Origin of the sequence: Streptomyces sp. NPDC006743 (assembly GCF_040703815.1) — a bacterium.
Taxonomy (GTDB): Bacteria; Actinomycetota; Actinomycetes; order Streptomycetales; family Streptomycetaceae; genus Streptomyces.
The window spans coordinates 44,889-62,707 of the sequence record NZ_JBEYJA010000019.1 but is presented as its reverse complement, the minus strand read 5'-3'; the positions used below and the strand labels follow the sequence as shown (position 1 = coordinate 62,707).

Annotated in this window: 19 protein-coding genes and 1 tRNA gene; 7 read left to right on the top strand and 13 right to left on the bottom strand. The window is 72.1% G+C overall.

Annotation, left to right across the window (positions count from 1 at the left end; all coding sequences use genetic code 11):
• Positions 1-64: 64 nt before the first annotated feature.
• Both ABZ719_RS17920 and ABZ719_RS17915 read right to left on the bottom strand, forming a co-directional pair.
• Positions 65-874, bottom strand: coding sequence for a DUF2690 domain-containing protein (locus ABZ719_RS17920; RefSeq protein ID WP_366726132.1), 810 nt, complete (start codon positions 872-874; stop codon positions 65-67).
• Between the two features lie 269 nt (positions 875-1,143).
• On the bottom strand, positions 1,144-1,575 hold the full coding sequence (locus ABZ719_RS17915; protein ID WP_366726131.1) for an SH3 domain-containing protein: 432 nt from the start codon (positions 1,573-1,575) through the stop codon (positions 1,144-1,146).
• A 328-nt stretch (positions 1,576-1,903) separates the two neighbouring features.
• On the opposite strand from ABZ719_RS17915, the gene ABZ719_RS17910 reads away from it, so the two are divergent.
• Together ABZ719_RS17910 and ABZ719_RS17905 are read left to right on the top strand one after the other, a co-directional pair.
• Positions 1,904-2,443 (top strand): MarR family transcriptional regulator, encoded by a 540-nt coding sequence (locus ABZ719_RS17910; protein WP_366726130.1) that lies wholly within the window; start codon positions 1,904-1,906, stop codon positions 2,441-2,443.
• Between the two features lie 63 nt (positions 2,444-2,506).
• Positions 2,507-2,580 (top strand) — tRNA-Pro (locus ABZ719_RS17905).
• A gap of 96 nt (positions 2,581-2,676) precedes the next feature.
• On the opposite strand, the gene ABZ719_RS17900 is transcribed toward ABZ719_RS17905, so the two are convergent.
• Complete coding sequence (locus ABZ719_RS17900) at positions 2,677-3,051, bottom strand: tyrosine-type recombinase/integrase (protein ID WP_366726190.1); 375 nt, start codon at positions 3,049-3,051, stop codon at positions 2,677-2,679.
• A 318-nt stretch (positions 3,052-3,369) separates the two neighbouring features.
• Between ABZ719_RS17900 and ABZ719_RS17895 the strand changes: the two genes are divergently transcribed.
• The gene (locus ABZ719_RS17895; protein WP_366726196.1) at positions 3,370-3,555 is read left to right on the top strand and encodes a hypothetical protein; all 186 of its coding nucleotides are present in this window, start codon (positions 3,370-3,372) and stop codon (positions 3,553-3,555) included.
• Positions 3,556-3,626: 71 nt separating this feature from the next.
• Here ABZ719_RS17895 and ABZ719_RS17890 read toward each other — a convergent pair whose 3' ends face one another.
• Both ABZ719_RS17890 and ABZ719_RS17885 read right to left on the bottom strand, forming a co-directional pair.
• Positions 3,627-5,096 (bottom strand): HEPN domain-containing protein, encoded by a 1,470-nt coding sequence (locus ABZ719_RS17890; RefSeq protein ID WP_366726129.1) that lies wholly within the window; start codon positions 5,094-5,096, stop codon positions 3,627-3,629.
• Between the two features lie 73 nt (positions 5,097-5,169).
• Positions 5,170-6,417: a helix-turn-helix transcriptional regulator gene (locus tag ABZ719_RS17885; RefSeq protein ID WP_366726128.1), complete on the bottom strand. Its 1,248-nt coding sequence runs from the start codon at positions 6,415-6,417 to the stop codon at positions 5,170-5,172.
• Positions 6,418-6,576: 159 nt separating this feature from the next.
• Here ABZ719_RS17885 and ABZ719_RS17880 point away from each other — a divergent pair, with 159 nt between their 5' ends.
• Both ABZ719_RS17880 and ABZ719_RS17875 read left to right on the top strand, forming a co-directional pair.
• Complete coding sequence (locus ABZ719_RS17880; RefSeq protein ID WP_366726127.1) at positions 6,577-6,987, top strand: ATP-binding protein; 411 nt, start codon at positions 6,577-6,579, stop codon at positions 6,985-6,987.
• Positions 6,984-7,217, top strand: a complete 234-nt coding sequence (locus tag ABZ719_RS17875) for a hypothetical protein (RefSeq protein ID WP_366726126.1) — start codon at positions 6,984-6,986, stop codon at positions 7,215-7,217. Before ABZ719_RS17880 ends, ABZ719_RS17875 begins: the two co-directional genes overlap by 4 nt.
• Positions 7,218-7,538: 321 nt before the next feature.
• Here ABZ719_RS17875 and ABZ719_RS17870 read toward each other — a convergent pair whose 3' ends face one another.
• Entirely contained in the window at positions 7,539-8,573 is a 1,035-nt protein-coding gene (locus ABZ719_RS17870; RefSeq protein WP_366726125.1) for a methyltransferase, read from the bottom strand.
• A gap of 176 nt (positions 8,574-8,749) precedes the next feature.
• Between ABZ719_RS17870 and ABZ719_RS17865 the strand changes: the two genes are divergently transcribed.
• Positions 8,750-8,974 carry a hypothetical protein gene (locus ABZ719_RS17865; protein WP_366726124.1) on the top strand — a complete coding sequence of 75 codons (225 nt, stop codon included), beginning with the start codon at positions 8,750-8,752 and terminating at the stop codon, positions 8,972-8,974.
• Between the two features lie 41 nt (positions 8,975-9,015).
• Here ABZ719_RS17865 and ABZ719_RS17860 read toward each other — a convergent pair whose 3' ends face one another.
• Positions 9,016-9,681, bottom strand: coding sequence for a TetR/AcrR family transcriptional regulator C-terminal domain-containing protein (locus tag ABZ719_RS17860; protein WP_366726123.1), 666 nt, complete (start codon positions 9,679-9,681; stop codon positions 9,016-9,018).
• A 116-nt stretch (positions 9,682-9,797) separates the two neighbouring features.
• On the opposite strand from ABZ719_RS17860, the gene ABZ719_RS17855 reads away from it, so the two are divergent.
• Positions 9,798-11,432 (top strand): MFS transporter, encoded by a 1,635-nt coding sequence (locus tag ABZ719_RS17855; protein ID WP_366726122.1) that lies wholly within the window; start codon positions 9,798-9,800, stop codon positions 11,430-11,432.
• Between the two features lie 247 nt (positions 11,433-11,679).
• On the opposite strand, the gene ABZ719_RS17850 is transcribed toward ABZ719_RS17855, so the two are convergent.
• The 6 genes from ABZ719_RS17850 to ABZ719_RS17825 all read right to left on the bottom strand — a co-directional run bounded on the left by ABZ719_RS17850 (position 11,680) and on the right by ABZ719_RS17825 (position 17,573).
• Entirely contained in the window at positions 11,680-12,543 is an 864-nt protein-coding gene (locus ABZ719_RS17850) for a SagB family peptide dehydrogenase (RefSeq protein WP_366726121.1), read from the bottom strand.
• Positions 12,540-13,442: a hypothetical protein gene (locus ABZ719_RS17845; protein WP_366726120.1), complete on the bottom strand. Its 903-nt coding sequence runs from the start codon at positions 13,440-13,442 to the stop codon at positions 12,540-12,542. The genes ABZ719_RS17850 and ABZ719_RS17845 overlap by 4 nt, the downstream gene beginning before the upstream one ends.
• An 11-nt stretch (positions 13,443-13,453) precedes the next feature.
• A complete protein-coding gene (locus ABZ719_RS17840; protein WP_366726119.1) occupies positions 13,454-14,404 on the bottom strand; it encodes a TOMM precursor leader peptide-binding protein in 951 nt (316 codons plus the stop codon).
• Between the two features lie 111 nt (positions 14,405-14,515).
• Positions 14,516-14,695 (bottom strand): hypothetical protein, encoded by a 180-nt coding sequence (locus ABZ719_RS17835; RefSeq protein ID WP_158771689.1) that lies wholly within the window; start codon positions 14,693-14,695, stop codon positions 14,516-14,518.
• A gap of 128 nt (positions 14,696-14,823) precedes the next feature.
• Positions 14,824-16,302 carry a YcaO-like family protein gene (locus ABZ719_RS17830; protein ID WP_366726118.1) on the bottom strand — a complete coding sequence of 493 codons (1,479 nt, stop codon included), beginning with the start codon at positions 16,300-16,302 and terminating at the stop codon, positions 14,824-14,826.
• Entirely contained in the window at positions 16,299-17,573 is a 1,275-nt protein-coding gene (locus ABZ719_RS17825) for a cytochrome P450 (RefSeq protein WP_366726117.1), read from the bottom strand. The genes ABZ719_RS17830 and ABZ719_RS17825 overlap by 4 nt, the downstream gene beginning before the upstream one ends.
• Positions 17,574-17,819: the final 246 nt, after the last annotated feature.

Sequence of the window (17,819 nt, the reverse complement as noted above, 5' to 3'; positions counted from 1 at the left end):
GCGCCCGCGGGGACGGGCCGCGACGGGACGCGCACCGGCGCGGCGCCCGGCACTCGCGCGCGGATCACGGCTCACCGCCCGCGTCGGCGTCCAGGCCGGTGCACGCCACCTCACCGTTCACCTCGGCGCACGCCTCCACCCCGCGCGGCGAGGAGACGGCCAGCATCGGACTGGTGTCACTCGCGGTGTCCCCGGCGGGGTAGGCGGCCGACAGCACGTCCTCACCGGTCCGTACGGAGATCTCCCGGGCCACCGCGTCCCGCACCCCGACCTGCGACCAGGCGGTGTGGCAGGACGGTGACCAGCGCAGCCGTACCGTGTACGTCGCGTCGGACACGGCGCTCCTGGTCTGCGCGTCCCGCGCGCAGGCGGAGGCGCCGGGCAGCTCGCCCTGGCAGGAGCGGCCGTGGCAGCGCGCGGGGGTGAACGCCGCCCGTGAGCCCGGCGAGGCGCCGCGCGAGGAGGCGGCCAGGGCGGTGGCGACCGCGGCGGCCGCGGTCAGCAGGGTGAGCGCCGGCAGCAGCGGCAGCCGGCGCCGCCGGACGGGCGGCCGGCCGGACCCGCCGGGCGCGTCCGGGGCGGCAGACCCGCGCGGGGCGGCCCCGCGCTGGGCGGGCACGGCGGGTCCGGTGCCGTCCGCGGCTTCCCACAGGGCCAGCACCGGGGCGGGGTCGGCGCCCGCGAGACGGGCCAGGGCCTCGACGGCCGAGCGGGGCGGGTGCTTGGCCCCGCTGAGGTAGCGGTGCCAGGCCGACTTGCTGTAGGGGGTGCGCGTGGCGAGCGCCGCCAGGCTCAGGCCCGTACGGTCCCTCAGTTCGCGCAGGGTCGCCACCAGCGGCACGGGGGACGCTGCCGCTTCTTGGGGCTGCCGCATCTCGCTGCTCCCGACTCCGTTCCCGCTTCGGGTGTTTCACCCCGGATGTCCGGATGGTTTCCCTGGCCTGGCGTGCCGCCACACATCCGGAAGGTGTGAGGACGGTGAACCCGAGGCGACCGGGGGCGTGCGCAGATGCGGCCGCGTCCGGGTGCTCCAGGGCGTGCGGCCGCGTCCGGCGGGCCCCCGGCGCGGCGCGGGCCCGGCGCGGGGACCACGGGGTCCCCGCGCCGGGCGGTCGTGTCACCGGGTGCGTGCGGCGAGCCGCGTCAGCACCACGGCACGGTGCCGCGCACCACGCGTACGTAGTGGGCGGAGACGTAGCCGCGTCCGTGGGTGAGCCGGTACCACTGGTGGGTGCCGTGCACCCGGGACCCGTACGTCCGGCACCTGAGCGCCACCAGCCGTCCCGCGTGCCGTACGCCGATCACGCGGTAGCCGGTGCCCGGGCCGGAGCGGACGTTCAGGGACGCGTGGCGGGTGACCACCCGGCCGAGGGGGTGGTGCGAACGCCTGTGCGTGGCAGAGTGGTTGACGTGGTGCGCGGTCGGGAGCGCCCGGCCGGGGAGCGGGTTCGGGGCGGTCGCCGAGACCGCGGCGCGCGGGGCGGGGGCGGCCGGGGCGGCATCGGCGGCGGTGGGCACGAGCGCGAGCATCGCGACCGTGGCCAGCAGGCCGCCGGTGAGGGTCCGTCGGATCATGGAAACCTCCGGGCTGTCGTTCCGTGACCACGTGCCGTGATCACCTGCCGCCCAGCGTGTCCGCGCAGGCCGCCGGCGATGCCGTCCCCGCGTCCCGGGGACGGCGGGGACGTCCCCGGGGACCGTCCTGCGGGCGTGGCGCCGGCCGCCACCGTGATTGCGCCCGGGAAGCTCCACCCGGCGGGGGCCGGCCGAGCGCGGGGCCCAGTGGCCGGGGTGGGCGCCGTGGCGGGCGGGCGGCGGACCGGGGCCGGGGCGGCGGTGGGCGCTCACGGCGCGTGCACTCGCGAATTAGTTGAGTAACGCAACGATATGGTAAACTGGGGGTATGTCCACAGCATCCTCGCCCCCCGGACCCGTCTCGCCCGAAGTGGCCGAGATCGAGCGCGCTCTCACCCGGATCACGTACCTGAGCACGCGGGCCCGGCAGCACGAGAAGCTGATGGGACTGGCCGGGGTCCCGCTGGACCGTGCCGCGGTCGCGCTGCTGCGCCAGATCGCCGACTCGGAGCCGCTGCGGCCGGGCGAGCTGGCCCACCGCCTCGGCGTGGAAGCCTCCCACGTCACCCGCACCGTGCAGCAACTGGAGAAGTCCGGGTACGTCACCCGCGTCCCCGACCCGGACGACCGCAGGGCCCAGCGCATCCGGCTCACCGAGCAGGGCCGGGACGCCATCGCCCGGGTCCGCGAGGTCGGCGCCCGCGGCATGGAGGCCGCCCTGTCGGGCTGGTCCGCCGACGAACTGCGCCGGCTCGCCACCCTGTTCCACCGCATGGTCGACGACTTCCTCGCCTACGCCAAGGACGTCGACGCCGAGACCGAGCCCGCCGGCGAGGCCGCGCACCGCGCGGGGACCGCCACCGGCTGAGAGCAGTCCGCGCGTGCGGTAGTGTTGACCCGCGCGTTCACACGGCAGGCCGTACGGACGCACCGGGACGTGGCGCAGCTTGGTAGCGCACTTGACTGGGGGTCAAGGGGTCGCAGGTTCAAATCCTGTCGTCCCGACGGTGAAGTACAAGGTCAGAGGGGTCCTTCGGGATCCCTCTTGATCGTTTCCAGGGGCGCCGTCTCACAATTTCTCACAAACGCTGTTGATCAAGGTCAGCCGAGCAGTTCGGCCAGCTTCTCCGAACCCGCCTTCAACGACTGCGGGTCGGGGTGCACGTAGGTCCGCTTCGTGAACCCGAGGTCCGAGTGACCGGCCCACGCGGAGACCACCGTGTCCGGCACCCCGTTGTTCGCCATCCACGACAGGCAGGCGTGCCGAGCGTTGTACAGCCGCACCTTCCGTACTCCCGTGGTGGCCATCAGCTTGTGCGCCTCGCGCCGGAGCTTGTCCGTCTTCCACGGCCGCCCCAGTTCGTCCACGAGGACGTACCCGCTGTCCTCGTACGCCTCCCCGGCGGCCAGCTTCTCCGCCGCCTGCGTGGCGTGGAACGCCTTCAGAGCCCGCAGGACCGGCTTCGGCAGGGGCAGCGTGCGCTTCCCAGCGCCGGGAGGCCACGGCGGAGTTACTGCGCACCTACGGGGACGTGGACGGTCCGCAGGAAGACCCGGCGGTCGTCGTCTCCCGGCTGATCCGGCAGGCGTCCGGCCATGTGGCGTGGCTGCTGGAGCGGGTGCAGGAGACCGAGGCCGAGCCGTTGGTGTGGGGCATGACCTCCGAAGTGGAGCGCCAGGGCGGGGAGTTCCCCGGCGTGGACACCACGTACAGCGCGGCCGTGAACGGGTGGGTGCGGCTGTACGGGGGAAGAACGGGACCGGCTGCTGAAGATGTGCGATCTTGCGGCGCGCATGGGCGTGGAAGAGCGTCTGGTGACCCTGGCCGAGGTCCAGACGAAGATCATGTTCGAGGCGATGAACCGGGCGCTGGAGGCCCTGGAGCTGACGGCCGCGCAGCGCGCCCGCGTGCCGGACATGGTGGCCGGTCTTCTGCGGGGCATCGCCACCGAGGGGCGGCCGGACCTTCCCGCCGCCTGAACACCAGGAAGCCGTAGCCCGTGAGCGCTGCGGCTTCCTGGGTGTAACGAGAACCCAGGCGGGCCGATTGATCAATCAGACTCTTCGAAGACTCGTTTCACTACGTCATCTGGACACCCCAGGATTCTCAGTGAATGAGCCCGTACTGCCAATTCAAGGATGCGCACCACTTCATCAAGTTCGAACGCATCGTAGCCTCGCGTGCCGTGCGCAAGGTTATTCCGAACGATGCGCAGCGCATTTGCCGGTGTACTTACTGAGGGGTTAGACATGGCCTCTGTGACGAGTGAGGTTGCGGCGATGCGGTCCATAATGTCAACGGGGAGCGCGCCAGTCATGGACTTCAATACGGCATCGAGGCTCGTGGGAGGGTTCTTCGAAAGGAACTTCTTCAAAAATTGCATCACATCCCGGTCGGCTACGCTACTCAGGCCGTCAATGACTTGCTCGCGCTTGGATAGATGCCTTTGCCTGCGTTGGCTGTACTCGTTGCGTGTTTCGTATCCGTGCAGACCTTCCAATGCTTGGATTAGCAGCAAGAAGCGCGACCGTGGGTGCTGGTCGTGTGCGTGCAGCATGGAGCCGTATGTTTCCACCAAAGGGTGGTGCTCTGCTGAATATTTGCGCCATTCGAGAACCAGGTCCAAAAGGGATAGTTCGTCAGCTTTGGCTCTGATGGCGCTCCGGTGATTCCTAACGTCTTTTGCTGAGCTAGCAAATGGGGCCTGCGTGATACCGGTGCCGTACACCTGGTACTGACCCGCAATGTCAGTCAGCCTGACTGCTACGTACGTCAGATCTTGGGGCTTACCAGTTGCGATTGAGCTGATCCGTCGGAGCGGCTCTACGAAATCTTCAAATGCAACCCGAAGTGATACGCCTTGTTGAAAGGTGACCGTCGCCACCGGGCTGAAACAAAGGCGAAATTCGAATCCGTCTGCGGTTCGCATTCGGCCGTTGTAGCCAACGGAAAGCTCCGCGCCTTCCTTCGCCCACTCAGCTCTTGCTTCCAGGTTGAGATTCGCACTCCACAAATCCTTGGGATTGTCCGGATGTATGCCTGGAGTCTGCACGCTCGCGATCGGGGTAGTTCCGGTTAGTGCGTCGAGTGCTGTTATTTGAAATTCTATTGACGACACAAGGGGGATTTTATTATCGGATATCGTTTGCGAAGTGCGCCGACCGAAGAATTCTCCACCTTTGCTCAAGAGGGCCGCGCTGCCGGTCACGTGCCCCTGGTTCATGGTCCAGTAAGTAATGTGGGCGTCAAGAAGAATTACTGTTCCACCATTAGCCAAGGTTCCTGATAGAACTGGAGCTTCTACAACCTGCGGGAAAGAGAAGGAGAACACTCCTTCCTGGGGCTCGTCACGATTCAGTGGAAGTTGGCCATATACGGAACCCTTTGGCGCACGGTTCGGCAGTACTTCCAATTGACCTGGGAGTTCGGTACTTCCACCCTTTCCGTCGGGGATATTCCATGTGCACAGATAGTCATCCGGCTCGTATGACAGGCGTAGCGGCGTCTGCTGATCGGACAAAGTTCCTCTTTTCTCGACGCCTTCACTGAAGGCGCGTTGCTAGCTTTACCGACCGAAAACGAGTGGCGTACCCCTAAGCGAGCAACAAGTGCCCATGGTCGGCCAGCACTTCGCGCGCCTCGGGCACGTCCTTGTACTCCTTCAGCCGGCGGAGGACCGTCCGGGCCCGCTCCGCCGTGCGCTCCGAGGGAAGATCGCCGGATGTGTCGATGACGCGGCGGGCCTCTTCGGCGGCCTGCTCGGGCTCGTTCGCGTCAGCCAGCGCCACGGCCAACCATGAGCGGTACAACGCGACCTCACGGGCGTGCGTGGCGTCGTAGCGTCCCAGCACGTCCTGGAGCAGCGGCACCGCGCGCAGCGGGCGGCGCAGCTCGGTGAACACCCGGGCGTCCATGACCTCCAGCTCTTCACGACGGACCCAGTACGCCCACGAGGGCGCCGGAGGGCCGTCCGTGGCATCCAGAGCGGCGTGCGCCTCCCCGAGTGCCCGGAGGGCCGGTTGCGCCTCTCCAGCGCGCGTATGCGCCCACGCCACGCGGTCCAGGAACAGGGCGCGGGTTGCGGCCGGGGCGTCCGGCCCGGCTTCCACCACGGCCGCGTTCGCCAACTCCAGGCCCTCCCGCTCCCGGCCGCCGTTGGACAGGTGGTAGCCGAGACTGCCAGCGAGCTGCGCCACGAGCACGGCGTCACCAGCCTGCCGGGCGGCGGAGATCCCGAGCCGGTAGGCGCGCTCCGCATCCTCACCGCACCCGGCGTCCGAGGCGATCCACCCGGCGATCTGTCCCAGCTCCCCGATCTGCACGAGCAGGCCGCGCCCCGTCTCCTCGGAGTGCTCGGACTCGCGGTACAGGCGGACGGCGGCGCGCAGCTCCCGGAAGGCGGGCGCGATCAGGTCCCCGCCGTACAGCACGTCATCCGCGAGCCGGAGGCCGTGCACGCGGGCCGCCAGCCCTTCCACGGTGGTGGCACCGATGCGACGGCCGCAGGGGGCCGCCAGGGGCTCCACCGCGTCCCCGTCGGGCAGTAGGTCCGCCAGGGTGGCCGCGACCCCGGGAAGGGCCGCGTGGGTGTCTCCCCGCGCGTACGCGGCGGCCTGCTCCAGCTCGTGCAGCGGCACCCCGAGCACCTGCGCGAGCGGAGGCAGCCACGCGTCCGGGATGCGCCCGCCGCGCTCCCACCGGGAGACCTCGTTCCGCGTCAGGGTGGTGATCCCGGCGACGGCGCACAGCCGGAGCGCCAGGGAGCGCTGCGAGAGGCCCGCGTCTCTGCGCAGGCTCGCCAGGTGCGCGCCGAACTGGGCACGTCTCGCTTGGTCGTTCATGCAGTGCCTCCCTGCTACCAAGCTACCCGCGCTGGCCCCTCCCCTGGCCCCCCGTGCGGCTCCTCCCTCCGATTGGGGACGCCGGTTACCTGAACGCGAGTGTCCCGGCGACCGCGCGAACGGCCCCGGGACTTGGCCGATCTGAGAGAGCAGACCGACATGCCGCAACCTACAACCCGGCCCATCGGCCACCCCGGGTACTCCGAGACGCTGCCGAGAGAACCCGAGAGCGCTGCCACCGCGCGGAAGCTGGTCCGCGTCGCCTGCGCCGTCTGGGGGCTGGACGACGTGGCCGAAGAAGGCGCCCTGATCATGACGGAGCTGGTGGCGAACGCCGTGCAGCACGCCCGGCGGGACACCATCCGCGTGGGCATCGACCGCACCGAGGCGGGGCGCGTGCGCGTCGGCGTCGTGGACTTCTCCAAGACGCGACCCGTCCGCAAGACGCCCGGCCCCGAGGACGAGGGCGGGCGCGGTCTGGCGCTCGTGGACGAGCTGGCCGAGACCTGGGGCACCGATCCGCTGCCGTGGGGCAAGCGGGTCTGGGCGGAGCTGGAGGGCAAGCGATGACGCGGGCAGTGATCCGGCACGAGACGTGGACGCTGGAGCCGGACCGGGAGCCGGACGCTGAGCCGGTGACGTACGCGATGCAGTGCGCGGTGTGCGGGGAGTCTTCCGAGACCGCCCACGACTTCGCAGAGCCGCAGTCGTGGGTGCTGAAGCACTGCGGCAAGAACCCGGCCCACCACACCTTCCGCGAGATCATCACGCGCCCGTGGAGGACGTGGAGGCACGGGTGAACTGATCGGCTGTAGATACGCGAGAAGCCCCGCCGGGCGTTGTGCCGGGCGGGGCTTGGTCGTCTCACGTCCGTCTCACACAGATCTCACGAGCTGCTCGGACTGTCGCGGAGTTTCGGGCCCTGACCTGGATCTTTACGGTCTCCCTGGACCTCACGGACCCCCTGGACGGTATTTCGTTCACTGGGGGTCAAGGGGTCGCAGTCAAATCCTGTCGTCCCGACGGTGTGAAGGGCCTTCGCGGGCGAGAGCCGGCGAGGGACCTTCTCGTGTGAGGGTGCCCTCGCCGGCCCTGCGTCCCAGGAGACCTGGCCGACCCCGTCAGGCCAGGCGGGCCTCGATCACGCTCTGCGGCGGAGTGGTGGGCGTCACCGAAGTGAGTGCGAAGCCCGCCCGTCGCAGCAGTGCGTGCCACTCGGAGCGCGTGCGCTCGCGTCCGCCGTTGTTCGCCATCACCTCGATGTCGATGAACTTCGCCCAGTCGAACCGGTCGTCCTCGGCGACCACCGTCTCGATGAGGACCAGCCGCGCGTCCTGACGGCCCCGCATCGCGGCGGCGACCTCCGTGAGCAGCCCGGCGCAGGCGTCGTCGCCGTAGCAGTGCAGCACGTTCTTGAGCACGTAGGCGTCGGCGTCGGCCGGGAGGTCACCGATCGGGCGGAAGGTGATCCGGGAGGCCACAGGGCCGTCGGCGAGCCGGGCGCGCGCGGTCTCCAGGGCGTCGGGGCGGTCGATGAGGATCCCGCGGGCCTCGGGGAGCGCGGTGAGCAGCCCGGCGAGCAGCTCGCCGTTGCCGCCGCCGACGTCGGCGAGGACCCGGTAGCGGGTGAAGTCGTAGTCCTTCGTCACGTCTTCGGCGAGTTCCGCCGTCAGCGGGCCCCAGGCGCCCTGGTAGCGGCGCGCCAACTCGGGTGCCTGCGCCAGGTGTTCGAACAACGGGCGGCCGTGCACCCGGTCGAAACCGGGGCCGTTGCCCCGTACGGTCTCGGTGAGTGCGGCGAAGGAGGCCATCGTCGCCGGGTCGCCCATGAACAGGGCGAAGTCGCGCAGGCTGTTGGGCACGCCCGCGCGGAGCTTCTCGCCCACCTCCGTGGTGCGCCAGCCCCGGCCGTCCGGGTCGTGTGCCACCACGCCCAGGCAGGCGGCGGCGCGCAGGATCCGCCCCAGGGCGTCGGCGTCGGCACCGACCCGCGCGGCGAGAGCGTGGGTGTCCAGGGGGCCGTCGGCGAGCGCCTCCGCGACGTCGAGTTCGGCGAGCGCGATGATCGGCTGCGCCATCCATTTGCCCGCGACAAGGCTCATCAGCCGTACGTGCGGGGGGAGTTGCGCCTGATCGTATCCGGTCGACGGGGTCATGGAGTGCCTCCTGGGCGGCGGATTCGAGACGTTCGCACCGAGCCTGCTAACACTGTTCGCACATGATGCTAGCCTCGGTTCCAGGAGCACGACAGACCCCTCTGGTCGGCATCGATCGGCAGCAGCGCGACACGGCGTCGGCTCGAGTTCGACACGGGTTCAGGTGGGGAGGAACCATGAGGTGGCCGTGGCAGGGCGATCCGGAGGAACGGGCCCGCCGTGACGTGGAGCAGCGTGAGCGCGACGAACTGCGGCGCCTGGAAGAGGAGTTGCGTGACGAGCGCCGCGCCGCCGAGGAGGCCGAACGCGACCGGGCGCAGCGCGAACGCCAGCAGGCCCGGGAGCAGGCCCGCGCACAGGCGCAGCAGGAACGGCGGCAGAACCGGCGATGGCGCCGATGACCCGCCGCCGCCGCGCACCGGACGGTGCGCGGCGGCCCGGCTCACGCCGAGCCGGACTCCGCGATCCGCAGCGCCAGCCCGTCGAGCAGCAGGTCGAGACCGTAGCGGAACCGCGCGTCCAGGCCCGGTTCGGCCAGGTACGGTGCCGCCTCGCGGACCCGCGGGAAGTCCTCGTCCGGGAAGTGTTCGAGCAGGTCACGGGTGGTCGTGAGGACCAGCTCCCGGCTCAGGCCCGCCGCGTTGGACGCGGACAGCGGCGCCTTCTCGTGCAGCACGAAGCCCTGCACGTGGACGACCACCAGGTACAGCACGTACGCGGAGTCGCGCTCGTTCAGGCCGGCGGTCCGCAGCGTCTCCAGCATCGGCTCCATCAGCCGCACCAGGTTCTTGCCGACGGCGAACCGGCCGGCCACGACGCGCTCGGCGTCCTTGTGGTCCAGGAGGAACGCGCGGTAGGTGGTGGCCACCCGGGTCAGGTACGAGCGCCAGTCGTCGTCGGGACCGTGCTCGACGGTCGGTTCGAAGTCACCGAAGAGCGAGTCGGCCACCAGGTCGACCAGCTCCTCCTTGTTGTGCACGTGCCGGTACAGCGAGGCGGCCTGGGTGTCCAGGCGCTCGGCGAGCCGGCGCATCGACAGGGACTCCAGACCGTCGTCCTCGATCAGCTCCCGCGCGCAGCGCGTGATCGCCGCGGCCGACAGGGGCACGGCGCGACGGGCGGTGCCCCCGGGTGACCGGCGCGTCATCGCGATGACCTCATCCCGTTCCCACCGAGTGCCGGGCGCGTACGGCGCCCGGCCGACGCAGACGTATTGGAGTGATCATGCCCGCCGCTCATCCCGACCCCCGCAGCGTGAGCGCGCCCGCACCCGCGCCGGACACGGCCGGAGCCCCGCTGAGCCGCGGCCGCCGCACGGCGGCGCTGCTCGTGCTGTGCGTGTCCCTGTTCATGGCGATGCTCGACAATACCGTCGTCAACGTGGCGTTGCCCAGTCTGCAGCGGGAGCTGGACGCCGGCATCAGCGACCTGCAGTGGATCGTCGACGGCTACAGTCTCAGCCTCGCCGCGCTCATGCTGACGGCCGGCACGATCGGTGACCTCTTCGGGCGCCGCAAGGTGTTCCTGGCCGGGTTGCTGCTGTTCGGAGCGGGCTCGGCGGTGTGCGCGCTGGCCGGTCATGTCGGGGTCCTCGTCGCGGGCCGGGTGCTGCAGGGCGCGGGGGCCGCCGCGTTCATGCCCGGCACGCTGTCGATCATCCGCCAAATCTACACCGACGAACGCGAACGGGCCGTGGCGATCGGCATCTGGGCCGGTGTCTCCGGACTCGGCCTGGGCGTCGGCCCGATCGTGGGCGGGCCCGTCGTCGACCACCTCGGGTGGGCCTGGGTCTTCTGGCTCAACGTGCCGGTCGCGCTGATCGGACTCGTCGGTGGCCTCCTGCTCGTCCCCGAGTCCGCCGACCGGGCCGGCCGCGGGCTCGACCCGGCCGGGCAGCTGCTCGGCGTGCTGGTGACCGGCGCGGCGGTGTACGCCACCATCGAGGGCCCGGTGCGCGGCTGGACCGACCCGTACGTCGTCGGCGGCTATGTGCTGGCCGCTGTCGCGCTGCCGCTGTTCGTGCTGGTGGAGCGCAAGGTGCGCAGCCCCATGCTCGATCTCGCCATGTTCCGCGACCGGTTGTTCACCGGCGCCCTGCTCAACGGCCTCTTCCTCTATCTCGGCATGTTCTCGGTGCTGTACTTCCTGAGCCTGTGGCTCCAGCAGGTGCTCGGCTGGTCGGCGACCGGCGCGGGCCTGGTCGTCATGCCGGCGATGGTGGTCGTGGCCGCCGTGACCCCGCTGGCGGGCTGGATCGCCGGGCGGTTCGGCGCCGGGTACCCCATGACGGCGGGGCTGCTGGTGTCGGCGTTCGCGATGGCCATGATGGCGCGGTTCGGCGCGGACGCCTCGTTCCGCTCGTACTGGTGGCTGCTGCCGGTGATCGGCCTGGGCATGGGTCTCGTGCTCACGCCCATCACGGCCACGGCGCTCGCCCGGGTGCCGGCCGAGCGGGCGGGGCTCGCGTCGGCCTCCAGCAACACCCTGCGGGAACTCGGCGGGGTCATCGGGGTGGCCGTCCTCGGCTCGGTGCTGACCGCGCAGATGAACCGCGACCTCGGCCACCGGCTCGCCTCGCTCGGCATCCCGGCCGGCGAGCGCGCCGGGTACGTCGACCGGCTCGCCGGCGGCACCCGGCTCGGTGGCGCCGACCTGCCCGCGAAGGTCGCGCACGCGGCCGACCAGGCCTTCGTGCGGGGGCTGCACGTGGCGGAGTACAGCGGTGCCGGGGTGCTGCTGTTCGGCTGCCTGCTGTCGCTGGTGCTGGTGCGGCGCGGGCGCCTGACGGAGAAGGCCGGCGAGGAGCGCACGGCGGCGTCCGCCACCGGGCCCGGGGAGGGCAGCGGGGAGCGGGTGTGAGCGGTGTGCGGGGGCTCGCGCGGGGTGCCGCCGGGCTGGCGTGAGGGGGTGTGCGGCGGGCCGGCGGAGGGGGCCCGGGGCGGGTGTCCGCGGTGTCCGGCGGCTCGCGCAGGGCCCCGCCGGGCGGGTGTGAGCGGTGTCTGCGGGGGTGAGCGGTGCGGCAGGCAGAGCCCCCGCGGCCCTGGCGGGGGAGTGCAGGGCCGCGGGGGCGGATCGGGGGGCGGGCGGGGACCGCGGAGGGGCCCGGTCAGGCGCGGGTACCGACCGGCATGAGCAGCAGCGGGATGTCCTGCTTGCCGTCGAGGCCGAGGACGCCGCCGACACGGTCCGCGTCGAAGCCCGCCACCGCGCAGATGCGCAGGCCGAGCGAGGCCGCGCACAGATAGAGGTTCTCGCCGACGAACCCGGCGTCGAGGTGGGCGAAGCAGTAGGAGCGGTCGCCGTACTTCCACCGGCCGCGGGAGAGCGAACCGGCCAGGACGAGCACCACGCCCGCGCTGTACATCCACTCGGTGTCCGGGCACGCCTCGACGACGAGACGGCGCATGTCGCCCCGGTTGAGCAGGCGCAGCGCGCCGCCGTCCTGCGGGGCGTACAGGTACGCGCCCGGCGCGACGCCCGTGACGTCGTTGACGATCACGTAGATGTCGGTGGACTGCACGCCGCCCGCGCTGGGTGCGTAACGGGTCGGGAACGAGGGGCTGTTGTACGCCGCGGTGGTGCCGCGGACGCCGTAGGAGTGGGCGAGCAGGCCGGCGACGTCCTCCAGGGCGAGCGGCCGGCCCGCGAAGTCCCGGCGCGAGGCGCGGGCCGCCAGCACGTCCTGCAACAGGTGCGTGAGCTTGGGCAGTTCGCCGGGGAAGGCCACTTCGGCCCGTCCGGCGCGCACCGGCAGCACCTGCGGGGCCGGCGCGGCGCGTGCGCTCACCTTGTCGGCCATGGTCTCCGGGGCGTTCAGTGCACGGTGGGCCATGGACACGACGTCGAGGGCCGCGCGGTCGCCGGTGCGTTCGCGCTCGCGCAGCGCGGGGCGCAGCAGTGCGGCGACCGCGTCGCGGTCCCGTCGGGACAGGCCGGCCAGCAGGGTGTCGAGCTCGTCGGCGGTCGTCATCGGCTGCTTTCTGCGTCGGGTGCGTCGGGTGCGGCGGGTGTGTCCGGGGTGTCGGATGTCGCCGGCAGGTGAGGCGCGTCGGGTGTACCGGGGGAGTGCTGTGCCGCCCGGTCCGGCCACGGCAGCGGCACGACGGCCTGCACCGCGCGCTCCACCCCGTCGAGGCCGAGCAGGTGGTGCAGCCGGTCGTCGTAGAAGTCCAGGAGCACGGGCGGGGTGCCGCCGGCCGCTTCGGCGACCGCGCGCGTCAGCCGGTCGGTGAGACGGCCCGCGGTGACCAGCATCCTGCGGTAGCCGCGCGGCCCCTGCAGAGCGGTCAGGCGCGGGGCGACGCCCACCACGAACAGCAGGGCCTCGGCCGCGGGGCCCCGGGCGGCGTGCGACGGCAGGAGGCAGTCCCGGATCGCGGCGACACTCTCCTCGGGGCGCCGGGAGTCGGTGAACAGCCAGTCGCGGCCGGGGAACCAGCGGTAGAGCCTGCCGTGCAGCAGGAGCATCAGATCGGTTCCGTAGAGCAGCTCGTCGCCGTCCTCGCCCAGCGAGCCGGGCAGCTCCACGTTCCAGGCGGCGCGCACGGCGGCGGCGGGCAGCACGGCACCGCCCGCCTGTGCCTCGCGCGGGTCCCACTCGTCCTCGTGCGGGGCGAAGGCGCTGCCGTGGAACCACGTCATGACCTCGTGGAGACGGTCCTCGTCCAGCGGCGTGTTGTGCGCGCCGGTCGGGGACAGGGCGGAGTTGACGTGGAAGAACTCCGCCGGGTCGGGGGTGCGGGCGGTGAGCCGTTGCTGGTGGGCGGCGGAGGGTGAGGGCCGCAGCACCAGCGTCTTGGCCGGGTCCGGCACCGGCGTCTCGTCCAGCGGTACGCCGCCCCGGCCGGTCGGGGGGAACGCGGTCTCCATGGTGGCTCCTGTCACAGGAACGGGTTGCGGTAGGGGGCGCGTTGCGGGCCGCAGGCCGGGCAGCGCGGCAGCCGCATCACGTCCTGGTAGTCGATCTCCATGCGCTCGAAGTCGAACCGCACGGCGCGGGCGGCGGTGATCCGTTCGCCGCCCGCCAGGTGCGCCAGGAGCGCCTCGACGGCGAGGCCGGAGACGATCTCCAGCTGGTGCGGCGGGGCGGCGGCGGTCGGGCCGTACGCGTCGGCGCCGTGCCGCAGCTCCAGGACGTGGCCGTTGAAGCCGACGGAGGAGTCGGTCAGCAGCTCGAACTCCAGGTGGCAGGCGCTCTCGCCGGGCACGTGGGTCGGGCCGACGACGCCCTCGCCGCCGTCGAAGTACACCGGCATCCAGGGCGTCTTGCCGCGCAGCGCCGTGTCGTTGAGGGCGTGCAGCAGGGTCGAGTCGGGCCGGTCGAGGGCCACGACGACGAAGCCCGCGCCGGCGAACAGCTCCTCGGGCACCTCGTCCGGCGCCGGGAGCGGTGCCTCGCGGACCGTGGCACCGGCCGCCGTGAGACCGGAGGCGGACAGCTGCCGCACGACGGTGGCGGCGAGCGCGCCGTCCCCCACGACCGTGACCGCAACGGACGGCTCCGGCGTGCCCGCGGGTGCCGGGAACACCGTACGCAGATGGGTGTGGGCGGGGTCGGCGCCGGCCGGCACCACGATGCCCTTGCCGGCGAGGTGGGCGAGGACGGCGGGGACGTCGAGCCGCGCACCGGGGGCGTGCTCGCGGGCCCATTCGGTGAGCGCCTGTGCGTCGGCGGGGGTGCGCAGCCGTTCGAGGAGGTCGGCGAGGACGCCGCCGCCCGCGTCGTCGCGCAGCAGCTCCGAGTGGATCGAGCGGCTGCCGCGGCTGATCAGCACCTCGTCGTCGGTGCGCCGCAGGAAACGCAGGTGGGGATTGAGGGTGTAGGAGGTCATGGGTGCCTTCTGCGGGGTGGGCGGCTGGGACCGGGGGCCGGAGCGGGGCGTGCGGGACGCCGCGCCCGGCGTGGTCGTGCGGGCCCCGGGGAGGGGGCCCGCACGGTGGTCTCACCGGCCGGCCGGGACGAGCTCCGCCTCGGTGGTGCGGACCGCGCTCATGCCGGTCGCCACGCCGCAGCAGCAGCAGCACAGGACGGAAGAGCAGCAGCAGGACGCGGCCAGCAGGGCCTGGCTCTCGGGGTTGGTGCTCCACTTCTCCGTGGGCACTTGAGCGGTGGACAGGTTCATACGTACCTGGCTCCCTCGTGTCGGTCTGACGGTCGGACAGGGAAACAGCGCGTCAAGACGCGCCCCCGACCGGAGGTCCCGGCCGGAGCTCGTGGGGCCGTCGCGCGCACCGGCGCGGGCGGCGCGGGTCAGGGGTAGGGCAGGGGCGGCGACGCCTGCGGCTCGCCGGTCAGCGGCGAGCGGTCCCCCAGCAGGTCGCGCACCCGCGCGAAGCGGGGATGGCCGAGCATCGGGCGGGACTGGAGGAAGGGCTGGGTCAGCTCGGGCGCGAACACCCGCATCAGCCGCAGGTGGGACAGCCCCTCCGGGGTGCGGTCGAGGACGACCGGGTCGATGCCGTGGCGTTCGAGCACGGTGCACAGTGCGGCGAGCCGTGCGGCGTCGGCGGGGCCGTCCCCGTGGCGCGGCGGCGCCGCGCCGAGGTCCGAGAGGGCGACCTCCTCGCCGCCGTGGCGGTGTGCGGCCAGCAGCCCGCGCAGCTCCCGGTTGCCGTAGTAGCCCATGGCCTGCACGTAGGTGAGCATGTCCGTGAGCGGCGCGTCGGGGGCCATGCCGAACTGGCGGGCGAACAGCTGCGAGACGGGGCGGTCGGGGGCGAGGAAGGACGAGCGCAGGATGCGTTCGGACTGCCCGAACTCCCCGATGGCCTCCGCGAGCGCCGTCTCCGCGTCGAGGTCGGCACCGGCGCCGGCGCAGAACGCGAACCGGTGCCGCCAGGGCTCCACGCGCAGCGCGGTGAAGACGGGGATCTCCGGGATGTCCAGGGAGTGGTGGAGCAGCTCCACCGGCTCGTTGTGCGTCGCCAGTTCCGCGAGCAGCGTGCGCAGGCGGTGGCTGCGCGGGGCGGTGGTGACGGTGACCCGGTCCGGCGGCACCCGCAGGTACCAGCGCAGGTTGGTCGCGTCGCGCTCCACCAGCTCGCGCACCCCGTGGTAGATCGCGGCCTCCCGGGTGACGTGGCTGCTCAGGCCGCCGGAGGAGGCGTAGCCGATGGACGCCTCGCCGGGCTCCATCAGGTGGACCAGCTCCACCAGCTGGGTCGGCACCCACACCTCGTCGCCGGAGACCAGACGGTGGCCGCGGCTCCAGCTGACGGGCGTGGTGCGCGTGAACGGCTCGTAGAGGAAACCGGGGCGCGCGTACTGGGCGGCGGAGAACAGCGGTATGCGGTCCGGGGCCATGCACGGCACGCCCGCCCTGCGCAGCTCGTCGTAGGTGCCGAAGCGCTGCTCCGTGTCACCGGTGCCGCGCAGTGAGCCGATCACCCGCTCGACGGTCTCGCCGGCGCTGGAGGCGAACATGTCGAAGAGCGAGTAGCCCTTGCCGCCCGCGCTGATGCTGTCCTGGGTGCCGGGGTCGAGCGAGGGCACGCCGGTCAGCCGCCGCAGCAGCCGGTCGATGCTGCTGAACGAGGCGGTCGCGACGTTGCTGTGCAGCGGTCCGGGGCCGCCGAGTTCGGTGAAGACCTTGGTGATCGGGCCGCCGATCGGGTTGTACAGCGCGAGCAGTTCGCTCAGCGCCGCGTGCTCGTGGTCCGCCATGGTCGCGGGGAACGCCTCGTGGCCCCGGTTGACCCAGGTGGAGCGGAGGGCGGGGGCGGCGGTCACGGCGCGGTCCCCCCGTCCGGGCCCGGCACGACGGGCAGCGCGGTCACGCCGCGCATCATCAGGTTGTCCCGCCAGGAGAGTTCCCCGGCCGGCACCGCGAGACGTATGCCGGGGAAGCGCCCGAAGAGGGCGGACAGGGCCACGCGGCTCTCCAGCCGGCCGACGGCGGCCCCCAGGCAGTGGTGGATGCCGTGGCTGAACGCCAGGTGCGGGCAGGAGGGGCGGTCGAGCCGGAAGCTGTCGGGGTCGTCCACCACCTCGGGGTCGCGGCCCGCCGAGTTGAGCAGCGCCAGTACGGCGTCCCCGCGCCGCACCGGGGCGCCGGCCAGGTCGAAGTCCTGGTTGGCGAACCGCCACGTGGGCACCTTCACCGAGCCCTCCAGGCGCAGCGCCTCCTCGACCACCGCTTCCATCAGCTCCGGCTTCTCCCGCACCTGGCGGCGCTGCTCGGGGTGGGTGAGCAGGAGCAGGGCGGTGTTGCACACGAAGTAGGCGCTGGACTCGTAGCCGGAGAAGAACAAGTGGTAGACGACGTCGATGAGCCGGTGCGGGTCTAGTTCCTCCTCGCCCTCGCCCGACGCCAGCAGCCCCACCAGGCTGTCGCCGCCGCGTTCGCGGGCCCCGAGCAGCCAGGGCACCAGGTGTTCACCCAGGGCGTCGGCGGCCTCGGCGAAGGCGTCGCCCTCGTCGAGTTCGGCGCGGGAGAACGACCGCGCGCAGGTGAGGAACGGGTCCGTCATCTCCTCCGGCACGCCGAGCAGCCGGCACACCACGTCGACGGCGAGCGGCACGGCGTACTCGTCGAGCAGGTCGAAGCGGTCCCGGCCGGCGGCCGCGTCGAGGAGCGCCTCGGCCCGGCGGCGCACCGGCTCCTCCAGCGCGGCGGTGCGCCGCGGTGTCATCGCCCGGGACATCAGGCGCCGCATCGAGGTGTGTTCCGGCGGGTCGGTGCTCAGCAGGTGGCGGCCGAGCAGCGACACCTTCTCCTCGGGCCGGCCGCGGCCGATGGCCTCGCGCACGAAATCCGCGGCGACGGCCGGGTCGGTGCTCAGACGCGGATCGCCCAGCATCGCCTTGACGTCCGCGTACCGGCTGACCACCCAGGGTTCGAGGCCCTCGCGGACGCGGACGCGCCGCACCGGCCCCTCGGCGCGCAGCCGCGCGTACGCAGGGTGCGGGTCGGCCGCCCATTCGGGGCCGAAGGGGGCTTCGGGAGCGTCCGGGAAAGCTCCGGGGGCGTCCGCGTGCGAGTTGCGCGCGCTGGTCGTCATCTTTCTCCTTCCGGTGGGCGGCGGGGCCGGCACCGTCAGCTATTCAATCTTTCCGACCACCGCTGCTAACACTGTTCATCCGTGCAGAATCCGATGCACCCAAGGCCCGTTGTTCGGCTGCCGCGGACTGTGGTTGCCTGACGGCGGCCGGAGCGCCTCGCGGCTTTCCCGGCCGTGCAGGGCAAGGGCTGAAACCAGGTCGGATGTATTTCGCCGGCCATATGGGAAGCCCTTGGTTCTTTCCTT

Excerpts from the sequence above, each read along its gene's own strand:
- ABZ719_RS17895 (WP_366726196.1), top strand. The coding sequence starts at position 3,370 with ATGGGCGTGGAAGAGCGTCTGGTGACCCTGGCCGAGGTCCAGACGAAG.
- ABZ719_RS17855 (WP_366726122.1), top strand. The coding sequence starts at position 9,798 with ATGCCCGCCGCTCATCCCGACCCCCGCAGCGTGAGCGCGCCCGCACCC.
- ABZ719_RS17885 (WP_366726128.1), bottom strand. The coding sequence starts at position 6,417 with ATGAACGACCAAGCGAGACGTGCCCAGTTCGGCGCGCACCTGGCGAGC.
- ABZ719_RS17850 (WP_366726121.1), bottom strand. The coding sequence starts at position 12,543 with ATGACGACCGCCGACGAGCTCGACACCCTGCTGGCCGGCCTGTCCCGA.
- ABZ719_RS17870 (WP_366726125.1), bottom strand. The coding sequence starts at position 8,573 with ATGACCCCGTCGACCGGATACGATCAGGCGCAACTCCCCCCGCACGTA.
- ABZ719_RS17825 (WP_366726117.1), bottom strand. The coding sequence starts at position 17,573 with ATGACGACCAGCGCGCGCAACTCGCACGCGGACGCCCCCGGAGCTTTC.
- ABZ719_RS17920 (WP_366726132.1), bottom strand. The coding sequence starts at position 874 with ATGCGGCAGCCCCAAGAAGCGGCAGCGTCCCCCGTGCCGCTGGTGGCG.
- ABZ719_RS17840 (WP_366726119.1), bottom strand. The coding sequence starts at position 14,404 with ATGACCTCCTACACCCTCAATCCCCACCTGCGTTTCCTGCGGCGCACC.
- ABZ719_RS17875 (WP_366726126.1), top strand. The coding sequence starts at position 6,984 with ATGACGCGGGCAGTGATCCGGCACGAGACGTGGACGCTGGAGCCGGAC.
- ABZ719_RS17880 (WP_366726127.1), top strand. The coding sequence starts at position 6,577 with ATGCCGCAACCTACAACCCGGCCCATCGGCCACCCCGGGTACTCCGAG.
- ABZ719_RS17835 (WP_158771689.1), bottom strand. The coding sequence starts at position 14,695 with ATGAACCTGTCCACCGCTCAAGTGCCCACGGAGAAGTGGAGCACCAAC.
- ABZ719_RS17845 (WP_366726120.1), bottom strand. The coding sequence starts at position 13,442 with ATGGAGACCGCGTTCCCCCCGACCGGCCGGGGCGGCGTACCGCTGGAC.
- ABZ719_RS17865 (WP_366726124.1), top strand. The coding sequence starts at position 8,750 with ATGAGGTGGCCGTGGCAGGGCGATCCGGAGGAACGGGCCCGCCGTGAC.
- ABZ719_RS17910 (WP_366726130.1), top strand. The coding sequence starts at position 1,904 with ATGTCCACAGCATCCTCGCCCCCCGGACCCGTCTCGCCCGAAGTGGCC.
- ABZ719_RS17915 (WP_366726131.1), bottom strand. The coding sequence starts at position 1,575 with ATGATCCGACGGACCCTCACCGGCGGCCTGCTGGCCACGGTCGCGATG.